This is a genomic window from Streptococcus infantis, assembly GCF_000963255.1.
Classification (GTDB): domain Bacteria; phylum Bacillota; class Bacilli; order Lactobacillales; family Streptococcaceae; genus Streptococcus; species Streptococcus nidrosiense.
Window position 1 is genome coordinate 138,364 of the sequence record NZ_JYOV01000019.1, and the last position, 15,532, is coordinate 153,895.

14 protein-coding genes are annotated in these 15,532 nt (G+C 40.8%); 1 reads left to right on the top strand and 13 read right to left on the bottom strand.

Annotation, left to right across the window (positions count from 1 at the left end):
- Positions 1-39: 39 nt before the first annotated feature.
- Positions 40-2,406 (top strand): SF1B family DNA helicase RecD2, encoded by a 2,367-nt coding sequence (recD2, locus tag TZ96_RS07805; RefSeq protein WP_045763596.1) that lies wholly within the window; start codon positions 40-42, stop codon positions 2,404-2,406.
- Between the two features lie 46 nt (positions 2,407-2,452).
- Here recD2 and tig read toward each other — a convergent pair whose 3' ends face one another.
- The 13 genes from tig to mapZ all read right to left on the bottom strand — a co-directional run bounded on the left by tig (position 2,453) and on the right by mapZ (position 15,522).
- Entirely contained in the window at positions 2,453-3,736 is a 1,284-nt protein-coding gene (gene tig, locus TZ96_RS07810) for a trigger factor (RefSeq protein ID WP_045763597.1), read from the bottom strand.
- A gap of 83 nt (positions 3,737-3,819) precedes the next feature.
- A complete protein-coding gene (locus TZ96_RS07815; RefSeq protein WP_045763598.1) occupies positions 3,820-4,485 on the bottom strand; it encodes a DNA alkylation repair protein in 666 nt (221 codons plus the stop codon).
- Positions 4,486-5,118: a response regulator transcription factor gene (locus TZ96_RS07820; protein ID WP_045763599.1), complete on the bottom strand. Its 633-nt coding sequence runs from the start codon at positions 5,116-5,118 to the stop codon at positions 4,486-4,488.
- An 11-nt stretch (positions 5,119-5,129) separates the two neighbouring features.
- Positions 5,130-6,128, bottom strand: a complete 999-nt coding sequence (locus tag TZ96_RS07825) for a sensor histidine kinase (RefSeq protein WP_045763600.1) — start codon at positions 6,126-6,128, stop codon at positions 5,130-5,132.
- Positions 6,125-6,823 carry a cell wall-active antibiotics response protein LiaF gene (gene liaF, locus TZ96_RS07830; RefSeq protein ID WP_045763601.1) on the bottom strand — a complete coding sequence of 233 codons (699 nt, stop codon included), beginning with the start codon at positions 6,821-6,823 and terminating at the stop codon, positions 6,125-6,127. The genes TZ96_RS07825 and liaF overlap by 4 nt, the downstream gene beginning before the upstream one ends.
- 94 nt (positions 6,824-6,917) lie before the next feature.
- The gene (gene fni, locus TZ96_RS07835) at positions 6,918-7,919 is read right to left on the bottom strand and encodes a type 2 isopentenyl-diphosphate Delta-isomerase (RefSeq protein WP_045763602.1); all 1,002 of its coding nucleotides are present in this window, start codon (positions 7,917-7,919) and stop codon (positions 6,918-6,920) included.
- Positions 7,897-8,910, bottom strand: coding sequence for a phosphomevalonate kinase (locus TZ96_RS07840; protein WP_045763603.1), 1,014 nt, complete (start codon positions 8,908-8,910; stop codon positions 7,897-7,899). The genes fni and TZ96_RS07840 overlap by 23 nt, the downstream gene beginning before the upstream one ends.
- Positions 8,897-9,850: a diphosphomevalonate decarboxylase gene (gene mvaD, locus TZ96_RS07845; protein WP_045763604.1), complete on the bottom strand. Its 954-nt coding sequence runs from the start codon at positions 9,848-9,850 to the stop codon at positions 8,897-8,899. Before mvaD ends, TZ96_RS07840 begins: the two co-directional genes overlap by 14 nt.
- On the bottom strand, positions 9,832-10,710 hold the full coding sequence (gene mvk, locus TZ96_RS07850) for a mevalonate kinase (RefSeq protein ID WP_045763605.1): 879 nt from the start codon (positions 10,708-10,710) through the stop codon (positions 9,832-9,834). Before mvk ends, mvaD begins: the two co-directional genes overlap by 19 nt.
- Positions 10,711-10,833: 123 nt before the next feature.
- Positions 10,834-11,760, bottom strand: coding sequence for a choline-binding protein CbpJ (cbpJ, locus tag TZ96_RS07855; protein WP_045763628.1), 927 nt, complete (start codon positions 11,758-11,760; stop codon positions 10,834-10,836).
- 96 nt (positions 11,761-11,856) lie between these two features.
- Positions 11,857-12,546 carry a response regulator transcription factor gene (locus TZ96_RS07860; protein WP_045763606.1) on the bottom strand — a complete coding sequence of 230 codons (690 nt, stop codon included), beginning with the start codon at positions 12,544-12,546 and terminating at the stop codon, positions 11,857-11,859.
- A gap of 11 nt (positions 12,547-12,557) precedes the next feature.
- Positions 12,558-13,982 carry an NADP-dependent phosphogluconate dehydrogenase gene (gene gndA, locus TZ96_RS07865; protein WP_003017375.1) on the bottom strand — a complete coding sequence of 475 codons (1,425 nt, stop codon included), beginning with the start codon at positions 13,980-13,982 and terminating at the stop codon, positions 12,558-12,560.
- 76 nt (positions 13,983-14,058) lie between these two features.
- Positions 14,059-15,522 carry a cell division site-positioning protein MapZ gene (gene mapZ / locus TZ96_RS07870; protein ID WP_045763607.1) on the bottom strand — a complete coding sequence of 488 codons (1,464 nt, stop codon included), beginning with the start codon at positions 15,520-15,522 and terminating at the stop codon, positions 14,059-14,061.
- Positions 15,523-15,532 lie beyond the last annotated feature (10 nt).

Genomic DNA, 15,532 nt, shown 5'->3' on the forward strand with positions numbered 1-15,532 from the left:
CTGAGATACATTTTCTCAGACACTATTGTAAGGAATTTTATGGAAGTTTATTTTTCAGGCACCATTGAGCGCATTATCTTTGAAAATGTCAGCAATTTTTTCCGTATTTTACTCCTAGACATTGAGGATACCAATGCTGAAGACTTTGATGATTATGAAATCATTGTCACAGGTACTATGGCTGATATCATTGAAGGAGAGGAATACACCTTTTGGGGACAAATTGTCCAACACTCAAAGTATGGTGAACAGTTACAAATGACTCGCTATGAGAGAGCCAAGCCGACTAGTAAGGGCTTGGTCAAGTATTTCTCCAGCAGCCATTTTAAGGGAATTGGACTCAAAACAGCTCAGAAAATTGTGGATATTTACGGAGATAACACTATTGACAAAATCTTAGAAAAACCAGACAAACTCCAGTCTATCTCTGGACTCTCTGCTAAAAACCGTGAAGCCTTCGTCTCAACTCTTCGTCTTAATTACGGAACAGAGATGGTCTTAGCCAAACTGGCTAATTACGGCATCCCAAATAAACTAGCCTTTCAGATTCAAGACTTTTACAAGGAAGAAACGCTAGAGATTGTCGAGAATTATCCCTATCAACTGGTTGAGGATATCAAGGGCTTGGGATTTACCATTGCTGACCAATTGGCCCAAGAATTGGGGATTGAGAGCCAGGCTCCCGAGCGCTTCCGTGCTGGTCTCGTCCATAGTCTCTTTCAAGGTTGCATGGAAACGGGAGATACCTATATGGAAGCTAGAGATTTGTTGGAGCAAACCCTCAACCTTCTTGAATCCTCCCGTCCAGTCGAACTAGAGCCGAGTCAAGTTGCCCAAGAACTTGCTTATCTGATTGAAGAAGATAAGGTCCAGCAGATTGATACCAAAATCTTTGATAATAGCCTCTTTTTTGCAGAAGAAGGCATTCGTAGCCATCTCATCAGAATCCTCGAAAAAGGTCAGAGTAAAAAACAGGATCTAGAAACCATCCAAGACCATATCACAACTATTGAGGAAGAACTGGGGATTGAGTATGATAGTATTCAAAAACAGGCCATCTGCGATGCTATCCAGAACAAGGTCTTTATCCTTACAGGTGGACCTGGTACAGGTAAGACTACTGTTATCAACGGCATTATCGCTGTCTATGCTCTCTTAGAAGGACTGGATCTCAAAAAAAAGAGCAATCTGCCCATTCTCCTAGCCGCTCCAACTGGTCGTGCAGCCCGGCGCATGAATGAATTGACAGGACTACCAAGTGCAACTATTCACCGCCACCTAGGTATGACTGGAGACGACGATACCAGCCATCTGGAAGATTATCTGGATGCTGACTTTATCATTGTTGACGAGTTTTCCATGGTAGATACTTGGCTAGCTAACCAGCTCTTCTCCAATATCTCCTCTAACAGTAAAATCCTTATCGTTGGTGATAGCGATCAGTTACCTTCTGTCAGTCCTGGTCAAGTCCTAGCAGATTTACTCCAGATACCAACCATACCTCAAACACGTTTAGAAAGAATCTACCGTCAGAGCGAAGAATCAACCATCGTCACTCTTGCAAGTCAGATTCGTCAAGGAATATTGCCTGCAGATTTTACCCAGAAAAAAGCAGATCGCTCCTACTTTGAAATCGCTAGTAACCATATCCCTGCTAGCATTGAAAAAATCCTAGGTGCTGCTATCAGAAGTGGCATCCCTGCTCGTGATATTCAGGTTCTTGCCCCTATGTACCGTGGAACTGCTGGTATTGATGCTATCAACCAGCTCATGCAAGACCTACTCAACCCTCCACAAAAAGACCAGCTTAGCTTTGAAGCTCCTCAGTGTCACTATCGAACAGGAGATAAGGTTATCCACCTAGTTAACGATGCAGAGGTTAATGTCTTTAACGGAGACTTAGGCTATATCACAGACTTGATTCCAGGAAAATACACTGAATCCAAGCAAGATGAAATAATGATTGATTTTGACGGTAATGAGGTCTCCTATCCTCGAAATGAATGGTACAAGATTCGCTTAGCCTATGCCATGAGCATCCATAAATCTCAGGGGAGCGAGTTTCCTGTTGTTATCCTGCCTATCACCAGCGCAAGTAAGCGCATGTTAGAGCGTAATCTCATCTACACTGCCATCACTCGTGCAAAAAGTAAGCTCATTTTACTAGGTGAATTACAGGCCTTTGACTATGCAACTCAGCACATCGGAACGGCTCGTAAGACCTATCTAATTGAACGTTTCGCTGACTTAATAGAATCAACTGATGGAACTAGTAAATCAGCTACTGAAGCTACACCAATTACAGATACTGAACAATCCTACATTCTAACCGAAGACAACTGGTCTAATATCCCAGCCATGATTGGGATTACTGAAGAAGACCTGCAGGAGATTTTCGGAAAATAAAGTATAAGAAAACCCACCGATTCGGTGGGCTTTTATCTTGTAAAGATTATTTTACTGTTGCAGTGCTTGTGATCAATTCAACAGCTTTCTTCACTGCGATATCGTGTTTCAACATTTCAGCTGAAAGCAAGCTTTGTACTTGTGCAACTTCCATGTTGTAGTCTGCAGCCAATTGCTCGATTTCTTTTTGGATTTCTTCTTCTGAAGCGTCAAATCCTTCAGCTTTCGCAACTGCTTCGATAACAAGGTTAGTCTTCGTACGTGACTCAGCTTCTGCTTCGTATTGTTTGTGAAGGTCTTCTTGAGTAGTTCCAGTGATTTGGAAGTACATGTCAGGGTTAATACCTTGACGTTGCAAGTTTCCAAGGAATTCATTTACTGAACGGTGAACTTCTTCATGGATCATTTCTTCTGGAAGTTCAACGATTTCAGCGTTTTCTACAGCTTTATCAATTGCTGCACCTTCAACTGCATCCTTGTATGCTTCTTCTTTAGCAGCAGCCAATTCGTTGCGGTATTTTTCTTTCAATTCAGCAAGTGTTTCAACTTCTTCATCGATGTCTTTTGCAAGTTCATCGTCAAGAGCTGGAACTTCTTTAGCTTTTACTTCGTGGATAGTTGTCACGAATTTAGCTTCTTTACCTGCAAGATCTTCTGCTTGGTAGTCTTCTGGGAATGTTACAATAACGTCTACAGTTTCACCAGCTGAGTGACCTACCAATTGGTCTTCAAATCCAGGGATGAATTGACCTGAACCAAGTCCAAGTGAGAAGTTTTCACCTTTTCCACCGTCAAATTCAACACCGTCAATAGAACCAACAAAGTCGATAACAACAGTGTCGCCGTTTTCAGCAGCACCTTCTTTAATCACCAATTCAGCCAAGTTGTTGCGTTCACGTTCGATACGTTCTTCAACGTCAGCGTCAGTTACTTCTTTTTCTACATCTACTGATACTTCAAGGTTTTTGTAGTCACCCAATTTAACTTCAGGTTTTGTAACAACTTCAGCAGTGATAACCCAGTCTTGATCTTTTTCCATTGAAGTTACGTCAATTTTTGGTTGTGCAACGACTTCAAGACCAGCTTCTTTTACAGCTGCTTCATAAGCGTTTGGCAAAAGAGCGTTCATAACGTCTTGGTAAAGTGACTCTTCACCAAATTTTTGGTCGAAGATAGGACGTGGAAGATGACCCTTACGGAAACCAGGAACGTTAAGAGATTTCTTTACTGAGTTAAATACACGATCCAATTCTGGTTTGATTTGATCTTGAGAGATAGTGAAAGTCAAGACACCACGGTTTGTTTCTTTGTTTTCAAATGATACAGACATTCTGTCATTTCTCCTTAAAATTTTTTTAAATACAGTCTATTATATCATATACTAGTAACTTTTTTCAAGTCAGAACCGAGTTTTCAGGACTGCTTGAGATACTTGCTTGCTTCTTTGATACTAAGTTCAGCCATTCTTTCCTTGTTTTTTTCGATGAAACTTGCTACCCATTCTGGATTAGTCTTAGAGTAGTCTCTTAGAGCCCAGCCGATGGCTTTATTGATAAAAAATTCTGTCTGGTCCAGATTGTTTAGTAGGATTTTTTCCATCAGTCGGACATTCGTTTTTTCTTTTCTTAATAACTGGTGATCGATAGCGACTCGTCTCAGCCAGATATTGTCTGATAGGCTCCATTGGAGGATTATTTTCTCCAGTTCTGGCTTGTCATACACCAAACTCCCTACTACTCGATCTAGAATATCTATCGTATCCCACCAAGACTTGGTCACGACTAGACGCTCAAGCTTAGGCAAATCGCTCTCTGTTAGATAAGATTGCATAGCTTTCAAATAGTTGGCCCCCACATACTGGTATTCTCTTGGCTCCTTTTCCCAACAAGTGTCCACAAAATCCCAATCGATGATCTTTGTTTTTTTCTCGCTTGGAAAGTATTTTCTATAGAGCGCATTTCTTTCAGGTGCCGCAATACCTAGAAAGGAAAATTGCTGGCGCATATAGGCTTCCATAGGCCCTGCCTTTTTCGGATCTTTTGCCGCTTCTAGCTCCACAAGTAAATCTGCTAAACTCATCTAAAAATCCTCATGGCCTACCAAGTGATGCTGAAAGGCATAGACTGCTGCTTGGGTGCGGTCGCTAACCTGAAGTTTAGCAAGGATGTTTGAAACATGAGTTTTTACAGTTTTGAGGGAGATAAACAATTCATCTGCGATCCGCTGATTTTCATAACCCTTAGCAATTAGTTGAAGGACATCCCGTTCACGCGCAGTCAAGTCTTCATGAAGTTCAATATGATTACGGTTGTATTCTACCTTCTTACTCACCTCTTGTTCAATAGCTAGCTCTCCAGCCGCTACCTTACGAACAGCGTGTAGCAACTCATCTGCGCTTGAAGTCTTAAGCATATAGCCTTTAGCTCCAGCATTTAAGACCGGCATGATTTTTTCATTATCTAGGTAAGATGTTACAATCAAGATTTTAGCCTCTGGCCATTCTTTGAGAATAGCTAGTGTTGCATCAATCCCATTGACTTCAGGCATAACAATATCCATGACAATCACATCTGGCCGAAGCTCCAAGGCCATAGAAATTCCCTCCGCGCCATTGGTTGCTTCTCCTACAACCTCTACATCATCTTGTAATTCAAAATAACTTTTCAAACCCAGACGCACCATTTGGTGGTCATCTACCAATAATAGTTTCATCTTACTTCCTCTTATCTATCCAAATCAAGCAAGGGAATGCGGATATCCACTGCCAAACCTTGCTTGGGAGCTGTTAATAATTGTATAGTCCCAGCCATATCTTCCACTCGTTCTTTGATATTGCGTAAACCATAGCTTAATTCATCAACATCATCTAGCTGAAAACCACGCCCATTGTCTGCGACCTTCAACTGTAATTCCGTTTCCGTTTGATAAAGGTAAACATCTAGACATGAAGCTTGCGCATGCCGAAGGGTATTACTAATCAATTCTTGGACAATTCGGAAGACATGCTCCTCAATCTTTTTAGGTAATGAAGTTACCTGATATTTAAAGCTTACCTTCAGCTCACTTTTTTCTTCTAGCTCTTTGAGGAGTAGCTGAATCCCCTCCACCAAGCTTTTTTGTTCCAGTTCAATTGGTCGTAAATGCAAAAGAAGAATACGCAAGTCTCTTTGAGCTGTCTCTAAAATGGCAGTCACACTTTGGAGTTGTGTTTGCATCTTCTCTCTGTCTAATTTGGAAGCTTGTTGGCTGAGCCCCGATAAAATCATATGGGCAGCAAAAATTTCTTGGCTGACTGTATCATGCAAGTCACGTGCGATTCGCTTGCGTTCCTTTTCAACAATTTCTTCTTCTTTGACCAAGGCCTGATTGTCTGCTTTTTGAATAGCTTCTGTTAACAAACCGAGCTTTCCTGACAAGTTTCTAAAACTTGCGTCTAAGTCAGCATCTCCCAGACTTTCAATATCTTTACCAGCTAGGAGGCGTTTGAGATTTGCTTGGATTCTTCTTCTTGAAATTTCATCAACAATTGTCCAGAATAGGACTAATAAAAAAGCTAGAGCAAGACTAAACATCAGAGCTAGAAATAGGACTTTTTCTGTCTTTTCTAAATCTTGGAAGAGAGAAGTCCACTCTAAATCCAGAACCTTAAAAATGCTTCGAAATAGAAAAGCAACAAAGAGAAACGAGGTAAGACCGATTAAAATATAGGGTTGTTTTTTCATCCTCGCACCACCTCAACATCTCCAACCATAGTTGTCAAAAAAATCTTAACACTCTTAGGACTCTTGAGATAATCCTTGGTTTCTTGATGAAATTGCTCATTGCGCAAAGCTCGCTTAGGCTGGTCAAAGAAGGTTAAATCTCCATACAAAGAATTGACACTTAGACTGACTTCTACATCCACTGGTACGATAATTCTAGTCGTGCCGACTAGTTTTCTCAAGATGATGACATTATCATGATTGCTCAAAATCACATGTTCTAGATGAACGGTATCCTTCCCCATGAGACGAAAAAAGTTGATATCATCAAAGCGGCAAGTCTGGTAGCTTGAAAAGTGGTGAAGATTCCCAAACCAGCGATTTTTCTCCCTCTTTACTGTCACTACTTCTTCAAAAATCAGATTGGTATCTTCTCTTTCCTGGTTCATCATAGGATAAAGTAAGAACAGGCTGTATATCAAAGCCACAAAGATTGCCATAATAACAAAAGGATTGAGCATGATGATAAAGAAAAATAGGATGCTCACTGCCACTAATATGAGGTTATTTCCCTGTCTTCCAGTATAGTATCGAATCAGCAGTAAAAACAAGAGCAATATCAGCAGAAAACGGGAAAAATGCTCTGATACCATCATAATCAGAGCTCCTGTTAATAAACAAGCTTCAATAAATAGAAAAATTTGAAATTTTCGCATGTATCCGTCCTCTCTATTTTATTGTATCACAAAACCAAAAAGTCACATCAGTCTGAGGAATGATAAAGAGATCGGGACCAAAATCCCGACCTCCTCACATTTGGTCTTTTGCTTCTTTTAATTTTCCGTAAAGGAGATAGTCGACCTCTTGTAAATCCTCAATTTTTGAACAATTAAGGGCACACATAATCAAGCGTAGGTCTTCCTTCCAGCCTTCAACAATAGAGATAACGACATCCACCGGGTAGTTTTCAACCAACTCTAACATGGTGCGTGAAAGCCCAACTGCCTTTGCTCCAAAGACCAAGCATTTGATGATATCTAGTGGATTGCGAACTCCTCCACTTACCAGAAGCTCCATCTTATCTTTCCAGTCCTGGGCATTGATAAGAGCCTGCATGGTCGATTGCCCCCAATCATTGAGGTAGTCCCGTTGACCACTACGACGATTTTCGATATAGGCAAAACTAGTCCCCCCACGACCAGACAAATCAACCGTACGTATCCCCATTTCGTACGCCTTAGCAATAGTCTTCACATCCATGCCAAAGCCGACTTCTTTTAAAACAAGAGGAACTGAGATTTGCTCAGCATAATCTTTCAGATTGCTTTGCCACAATCTAAATTGACGCTCACCTTCTGGCATGAGTAATTCTTGCATAACATTCACATGAACTTGCAAGAGAAGAGGATTCATCTCTTTTACCGTTTGTATCCCCAATTCAACAGGCTTGTCTAAGCCAATATTGGTTCCAAGTAGAAGATTAGGGTGACTAGCTTTGACTGAGAAAGAATCATCCGATGAATCCTTAAGAGCAGCACTGTAAGAACCCGTCACAAATAAAATTCCACAAGTCTCTGCCACCTGAGCCAATTTTTGATTAATTTCTCTGCCCTTGTCACTCCCACCTGTCATGGCGTTAATATAAAAAGGAAAATCCCATTTGCGCCCTGCAAATTCTGTCGAAAGATCAATCTCATCTATATCATATAAGGGTAGCGAAGAATGAATCAATTCAACCTCATCAAAACTATTATAAGTACTTTTTTGTTCAAGGGCATAGCGGATGTGTTCATCCTTCCGATTTGTCGTCATGTCCTATCCTTTCTTGATACAAGAGCTCAATCCCAAGATCAGCCCAGCGTTTTTTCAGTAATGTGGTCGAATCTTGATCAAAACTGAGGGCTATTCCACAGTCTCCACCACCAGCACCACTACTTTTAGCGACAGCTTTTAAGTTTCTGCTGGCATCTTTTAATTGTCTGAGCGAAGGGGTGTAAATATCTGAACTCAAACCTTCTAAAAGTTGGCTGGCTTGTTCTAGTAAGTCAATAATGGTTTCTTCTTGACCTGCCTCCAAAGCCTTTACCAAGTTAGTTACTGTTTCTTTTGAAGCCTGCAAAAAGCTAGCATTCATATTCTTCTTGATTTGCTTAACCATGTGACTAGAGACAGCCACTTCCTTGGTCCAACCCACCAGAAAATCAAATGCCAAGACCGGTTCAACATTCCTAATAGAAAAGCCCCAATCACGTGCCAATACAGTTGGCAAGTCTTCCTTTTCTAGCCATTGTGACACTTTCTCACGATCAAACGACTGATAGAGGACTAGGTCTTCTGAAACGATACAGGCAATATCCCCCATGGAACCATTGTCTCCACGTTTGAGAAGGACTGCACTCGCCAGTTTAAACAAGAGGTCTCTTTCAGCTGTTCTTTCATAGAAAGCAAGCATAGCCTTGATAACCAAAACAACGACACTACCACTAGAACCCAGACCAAACTTCTTACCTTCACGTTCCATTTTTCCACGAACATCTAGGGAAAAAGGACGCAAGTCAACTCCTTGGGCAGTCAAATATTCCTCCACCAAGGCAACTGTTTCTTGAATCAAGGCATAGGAAGAATCCGGTCGCATGTCCACAACATAAGTAAACATATCCGAGTAGAGTCGATAAACTTCTGAGGACTCAATCTCAGCTGTCATATAGATGGGAATAGCTTTTATTAGTGCCAACTGCCCTGGTTCTAAAATGGCATACTCACCAGCCCAGTAGAGCTTTCCACAAGTTTTAACAATCGTCATCTTGGCTCAAATCCTTTGTCTTTGAAACGATTAAACGATAGCGTTGACCTAAGAGTTCTGATAGATGTTCCAAGTCTTTTTCTAAACAAAGAACCTTTACATTAGGCCCCGCATCCATGGTGAAGTAACAAGATTCTCCTTGTTCTCTAAGCTGACGAACGAAATCCATAGCCTCATAACTCGCATCTGTCAGATAAGAGAACGGCGGATTTGCAGTTTTTGTCGTAGCATGCATTGCAAGAGCGTTCTTTTCTGTTAAAGCTCCAACCTTCTCAAAGTCGTTTTCCTTGAGGTAGACCAGCATATCCTTGTAGTCTTGTTCAGACTGACGAATCCAGTCCTCAAATGTTGTCGAAGTTTCCACACAGAGTTTCATACCATCCCGACTAGAGATTGGTTTTTTCTGGTCTTCCAAGACCAACATGATCATAGCTAGCTTCAAGTCAGTTTCGACAGGATAGATTTCTCCACTATCCTTGTCCCAAGCTGCTAAGGGGCCATAAAAACTACGAGATGAAGAACCCGATGCAAATTTAGCTTCTAAGGCCAACTCTTTACGATCTAATCCTAATTGGAAATAGGCATTACAGGCTTTGACCAGGGCAGATAAGCCACTGGAACTTGAAGAAAGACCTGCCGCTGTTGGCATATTGTTCTTGGTATCGATACGAACAAAACCTGCTCCTTCAGGACGGTAGCGGTCAATGATTTTACGCATCTTGATATGTTCAGCTTCATTTTGCAACTGACCATTTATGTAAAACTCATCTGCCCTAGCATCTGCTGGCAAAGGTGAAAGTGTCGTCTCCGTATACATATTTTCTAAAGTCAGAGAGATACTGCTAGTCGCGGGAACCATCTCTTTTTCTTTTTTCTTACCCCAATATTTGATAATAGCAATATTGGCATAGGAACGTACTGTTACAGGCTTTCGATCCATGTCTGAACAGCTCCTTTCTCTTCTAATCTTTCTGCGAGTTCTTGTGCTTGACTGACATTAGCAACCAAGGCAATGATACAGCCACCTAGACCACCACCACTCATCTTAGCACCTAGAGCACCATGTTCAATGGCAGTTTCAACCAAGGCATCTGCCTCAGGGCTACTAACTCCGATTTCCTTTAGATTTCCATGAGCTTTGGTTAGAATTTCTCCCAGCTTCACGGCATCTTTTGTTTTTATCGCTTCTTCTGCTTCTTGGGTCAACTCTCCTAGCGCATGCAAGAATGGTAAAGCATTCTTACCCTTGCTCTCAACAACTTGGATAGCTTCACGAGTATGCCCATAGACTCCTGTATCAGCAATGACCAGATAAGCTGACAAATCCATAGCTAATTCTTCAAAACCAACATTCTTGATAAAACGGATAGGTTGGTCACTAAGACAGGTCTTGGCATCTAAACCACTAGGATTCATATGGGCAATCATTTCAGCTCGATTGACCAAAATTTCTAAAACATCATGTGGGAGTTCTGCTTGGTAATAATCAAATACTGCACGAATGGCCGCAATACTTATGGCTGCTGAAGAACCCATCCCACGTTTTTCAGGAATAGCCGAGTCAATTTGACAACGAATGCAAGCATCCTGGATATTTAGATACTCGAGAGAAGCATAAACTGCCATGGACAAGGTATCCTCTTCAAAAAGACGCCATGGTGTCGCTGCTGGAACCACCCGACAAGTCACCTCTACCTCTAAAAGAGGTAAAGAGATGGCTGGGTAGCCATAAACCACTGCATGCTCTCCTATTAAAATAATTTTACTATGTGCCTGACCGACACCAACTTCTTTTGTCATTTAATCCTACTATCAGATGAAAATCATCTGTTTCTAGATAAAATTTTAGAACTTTATTCCTTTCTATTTTATTATATTTTCACAAAAAAAGCGATTGTTTCCTTTCACAATCGCTTGTTTTCATTATTGTACCCACTCACCATTGTAGTTGACGTAGTAGCCACCTACAGTGGTATTCACAGCTAAGGCACCTGAACTATAAGCATAGTACCATTTACCATTAACTTGGAACCAACCTGTCACCATAGCTCCTGACGAACGGAGGTAATACCAAGTATTATCGACATAAATCCAGCCAGTTTTCATGTCACCGTTTTGAGCATCTAGGTAATACCAAGTTGAACCTTCTTGATACCAACCTGTCGCCATAGCACCTGATGAACGGAGATAGTACCACTTGTTACCAAGATACTGCCAACCAGTTTGCATAATGCCAGTTGTTGGATCTAAATAGTACCAAGTGGAAGCATCTTGAATCCAACCAGAACTTTTCTCACCACCAAGATTCTTATTCCCAGAATTTCCTGTTTTTGCTAGGTAATACCAGTTAGATTGATCATAAAGCCAACCTGTCTTTAAAGAATGATCTTGATCAAAGTAGTAGTATGCTAATTTAAGAACTTCTGGACCTTCCCAGCCTTCACCATGTTTTTTCCCAACGGTTAAGGAATCTTTTAACTCTAATTGTTGCCAGCCAACAAATTCTTGTAGTACGCCATCTTGGTTAAAGTAATACCATTTTGACATTGGCATATATTCTAATCTGATACCATTTGGGTAAGGACCAATTGTACTACCTTTATCTGGCATGGGAATATACTGCCATCCAATAACCATTTCACCATTATAGTCAAAATAATAGTACTTACCATCAATCACTCGCCAGTAGGTTTCTTTGAGTTCCCCCTTCTTGTAGTAGGTTCTACCATTTTCTTGAACAAATTTCCAGCCTTCAGAATCCGAATCATCCGCAAATACTGTACTTGTTGCTAACAGACCAAAAAAGAATACTGCTAGTCCAACTTGCATCATTTTTTTCAAAAATTTCATTCTTGTTTCCTCCAAAATGATTGTAGCAAAAATCAAATCATATGTCAACATTTCAACGACTTCAAAAAAAGCAGTTACAAAACTGCAACTGCTTTTCTATTCTTGCATGGTGTAACCAACACCACGCACGGTTTTAATGTAGCTCTTTTGACCTTTCACGTCAAGTTTGCTACGTAGATAACGGATATAAACGTCCACAATATTGGTTTCGGTCGCACTTTCATACTTCCAGACACTCTCTATCAATTGTTCACGAGTTAAGACTTTTTTACTACCCATGAGTGTAGCTAAGAGGTCATATTCACGACGTGTCAGAGCAATCATCTCCTCGCCACGATAGACGGTATGATGTTCAACATCCATACGCAGATTGCGATAAGCTGTCGGAACTTTCATCTGACTACAGTGTTGATCGATGAAATCTCGACCTCGGAAGATAGCTGAAATACGACTGACCAAATCATCAATAATGATTGGTTTATAGATGTATGAAACAGCGAAACGCTGGATTGTTTCAAGTTGGTCTTGCAATTCTTCTCGATGGTCCAAGACCATGATAACCGCAGCTGGCTTGGTTCGACTCAACTTATCTGCAAAATCCTGGGCTGTCATATCCCCTAGATGAGCATTCAGTAAAATCAAGTCATAGTCTGTCTGAAGAGCCATGGAGAGGGCTTTTTGTCCCTCTTCTACCTGATCAACTCGGTATTGCTCTTTTTGGAGTTCCAGACTTAAAAAATGAGCTAGATTTCTTTCTTTCTCAAGTAATAAAATCCGTTTCCCCATGGCTGACCTACTTATTTTTCGTCATACCAAGAGTAGTGGAATGTTCCTTCTTTATCCTTACGTTGGTAAGTGTGGGCACCAAAGTAGTCACGTTGTGCTTGGATCAAGTTCGCTGGAAGATCAGCTGAACGGTAGCTATCAAAGTAAGTAATGGCTGCTGAGAATGTTGGTACTGGTACACCTGCTTGTACAGCAAGAGCTACGATATCACGAACTGATTGTTGGTACTTAGCAGTTACGTCCAAGAAGTACTCATCCAAAAGAAGGTTAGCAAGATCTGCATCACGGTTGTAAGCATCTGTAATCTTTTGCAAGAAACGAGAACGGATGATACATCCATCACGCCAGATAGAAGCGATATCTGCAAATGGCAAGTTCCAATTATTTTCTTTAGAAGCTACACGCAATTGCGCAAAACCTTGTGCGTATGAGATGATTTTTGAGAAGTAAAGGGCTTGACGGATTTTTTCAATCAATTCAGCCTTGTCGCCTTCAAATTTGAAAGCAGCTGGTTTAGGAAGCACCTTGCTGGCATGAACACGTTCTTCTTTGTAAGTAGAGATGTAACGGGCAAATACTGACTCAGTGATAAGTGACAATGGTACACCAAGATCAAGAGCTGATTGGCTAGTCCATTTACCAGTTCCTTTGTTTCCTGCAGCATCCAAGATATAGTCTACGATTGGTCCGTCTTGACCTTCGTCGTCTTTGCGCCCAAGGATATCAGCTGTGATTTCAATCAAGTAGCTGTCCAATTCACCCTTGTTCCACTCAGTAAAGATTTCAGCCATGTCTTCTGCAGAAAGGCCAAGCAAGTGTTGCATAAGATCGTAGCTTTCTGCGATCAATTGCATATCACCGTACTCGATACCATTGTGGACCATTTTTACATAGTGACCAGCTCCATCAGGACCGATGTAAGTTACACATGGTTTACCATCTTCTGGAGCTTTAGCAGAGATTTCTTCAAGAACATCTGCTACCAAGTCATAAGCTTCTTTTTGTCCACCAGGCATGATAGAGGGACCTTCAAGGGCACCCTTTTCACCACCAGAAACACCTGTACCGATAAAGTTGATACCTGAGTTAGCCAACTCTTCATTACGACGAATAGTATCTTTGTAGAAAGTATTCCCTCCATCGATCAAGATATCACCTTTATCCAAGTGTGGAAGAAGGGCTTGAATGGTCGCATCTGTACCAGGTCCTGCTTGAACCATAAGCATGATACGACGTGGTTTTTCAATTGAATTTACGAAGCTTTCGATATCATAGCTTGGCACGAAGTTTTTATCAGGATGGCAAGCAATCACATCTTCAGTTTTTTCTTTACTACGGTTATAAATAGCAACTGTATAACCACGAGATTCAATATTAAGGGCAAGGTTACGACCCATTACGGCCATACCAACAACACCAAAGTTAGCTTTTGTCATGTGACACTCCTCTTGTTTAATATGTTTTATTTTATCATGTTTATCTGTGAAAAGAAAGAATTTTGTAACAATTTGACTAGTAGTCTAAATCATCCGCATGTCCAGAACCATTCCCTACAAAGTAACCTGTCTTACAATTAAGGGTAAAGAGATAGGTACCATCTGGTTTATAAAGATTATAGTAGCCATTACCATTAACAATATTCACAGGTTCTAAAATGTATTGGTTACCTGTAATGTAGCCACGCGCACGCGAAGTCTCAAGAATGCGTTCAAGGACACCATCAGCGAATGTCCAAGCAGGATTACTACTATCACTTACAGCGGCTTGATTGTACGGTACTCGACTGACACTTCTTTGTAGGTTCACACCATTGCTTGCTAGTCCACTATTTAGGATATTATTTGCTGAGGCTGTTTCACCCGCTGAAGTTGATGCATTAGCAGAACTGCTAGCATTGCTTTCAGTTGCTGAGCTTGACTCTGTTTGGCTTGATGAACTTGACTGACTACTGCTTGAGCTTGTAGAACTTGAAAGTTGACTCTTACCGAGACTAATAGCCTTATCTAGCAGTTTATCAATTTCAGTATTCCCAGTCTTAACTTCGGTAAATTTAGCATCTGCCTTTACTTTAGCATTTGTATCTAGAACACCATCTGTAATAGCTGGCGTTTCAAATTGAGCATTAACGTCTTGAACTGCCTTGATTTGTGTTTCAAGACTATCGTATTTTGATTTAGCAAGAGTATGCTCTCTAGCTCCCTCAAGTTTATCTAAAAGTTCTTTGAGTTGATTCAGTTGACTAAACTGACTATTTTTTAGGGCAGTTTTATTCTCGTCAGTATAAAAAGTGTCATAGAGACTGTTAAATTGATCGAGAATTGCTTGATTACTTACCAAACCTGCATCAGATGACTGAGACTGAATTTCTTGGGAAGAACGCGTAATTTGACGATAAACGTAGTAGCTACCCCCAATAATCAAGACAATAATCGCTAAAAGAGCTGACAAGATGACCCACAGTTTTTTGCGTCGTGGCTCATCATCTTCTTGAAGAGAGCGAGCTAGAATTGGGGTTTCTTCTTGTAAAGTTTCCTCATTTTCTACCTGTTCTGATTCAAATACTTCCTCTACAAAATTTTTATCCATAACTAAAGTTTCTTCTAGTGGCGAAAGGAGAACTTCTTCAGTTGCTACTCCCTCTTCTTCAGCAAACTTTTCTGATTCAGAGACTTCTTCTACTGGTTTCACCTCTTCTTCAATCGTTTCTTTAGCATCTTGGATCAAATCATCTAGGCTCTGAAGTTCCTCTTCCTTCGCCTGAATGTTTGTAAATTTATCAGCTTCGATTTCTTCACGGTGTTGTTTAATGTATTTGTCCAAAATCGTATCATCAGGAGTTACTCCTGCTTCGATTTCTTCATTTTTTCGAATAACTTGTCCAACTGTTAGATCCTTAGCTTCCTCAAAGTCAAACTGAGGTTCCTGAGATGTTTTCTCAGGTTCTAACAATTCTTCTTTTTTATCCTTCTGATCCATGGCAGCTCCT

Excerpts from the sequence above, each read along its gene's own strand:
- TZ96_RS07820 (WP_045763599.1), bottom strand. The coding sequence starts at position 5,118 with ATGAAACTATTATTGGTAGATGACCACCAAATGGTGCGTCTGGGTTTG.
- TZ96_RS07860 (WP_045763606.1), bottom strand. The coding sequence starts at position 12,546 with ATGGGGAAACGGATTTTATTACTTGAGAAAGAAAGAAATCTAGCTCAT.
- mapZ (WP_045763607.1), bottom strand. The coding sequence starts at position 15,522 with ATGGATCAGAAGGATAAAAAAGAAGAATTGTTAGAACCTGAGAAAACA.
- liaF (WP_045763601.1), bottom strand. The coding sequence starts at position 6,823 with ATGCGAAAATTTCAAATTTTTCTATTTATTGAAGCTTGTTTATTAACA.
- recD2 (WP_045763596.1), top strand. The coding sequence starts at position 40 with ATGGAAGTTTATTTTTCAGGCACCATTGAGCGCATTATCTTTGAAAAT.
- cbpJ (WP_045763628.1), bottom strand. The coding sequence starts at position 11,760 with ATGAAATTTTTGAAAAAAATGATGCAAGTTGGACTAGCAGTATTCTTT.
- mvk (WP_045763605.1), bottom strand. The coding sequence starts at position 10,710 with ATGACAAAAGAAGTTGGTGTCGGTCAGGCACATAGTAAAATTATTTTA.
- fni (WP_045763602.1), bottom strand. The coding sequence starts at position 7,919 with ATGACGACAAATCGGAAGGATGAACACATCCGCTATGCCCTTGAACAA.
- TZ96_RS07815 (WP_045763598.1), bottom strand. The coding sequence starts at position 4,485 with ATGAGTTTAGCAGATTTACTTGTGGAGCTAGAAGCGGCAAAAGATCCG.
- tig (WP_045763597.1), bottom strand. The coding sequence starts at position 3,736 with ATGTCTGTATCATTTGAAAACAAAGAAACAAACCGTGGTGTCTTGACT.
- mvaD (WP_045763604.1), bottom strand. The coding sequence starts at position 9,850 with ATGGATCGAAAGCCTGTAACAGTACGTTCCTATGCCAATATTGCTATT.
- TZ96_RS07840 (WP_045763603.1), bottom strand. The coding sequence starts at position 8,910 with ATGACGATTGTTAAAACTTGTGGAAAGCTCTACTGGGCTGGTGAGTAT.
- TZ96_RS07825 (WP_045763600.1), bottom strand. The coding sequence starts at position 6,128 with ATGAAAAAACAACCCTATATTTTAATCGGTCTTACCTCGTTTCTCTTT.
- gndA (WP_003017375.1), bottom strand. The coding sequence starts at position 13,982 with ATGACAAAAGCTAACTTTGGTGTTGTTGGTATGGCCGTAATGGGTCGT.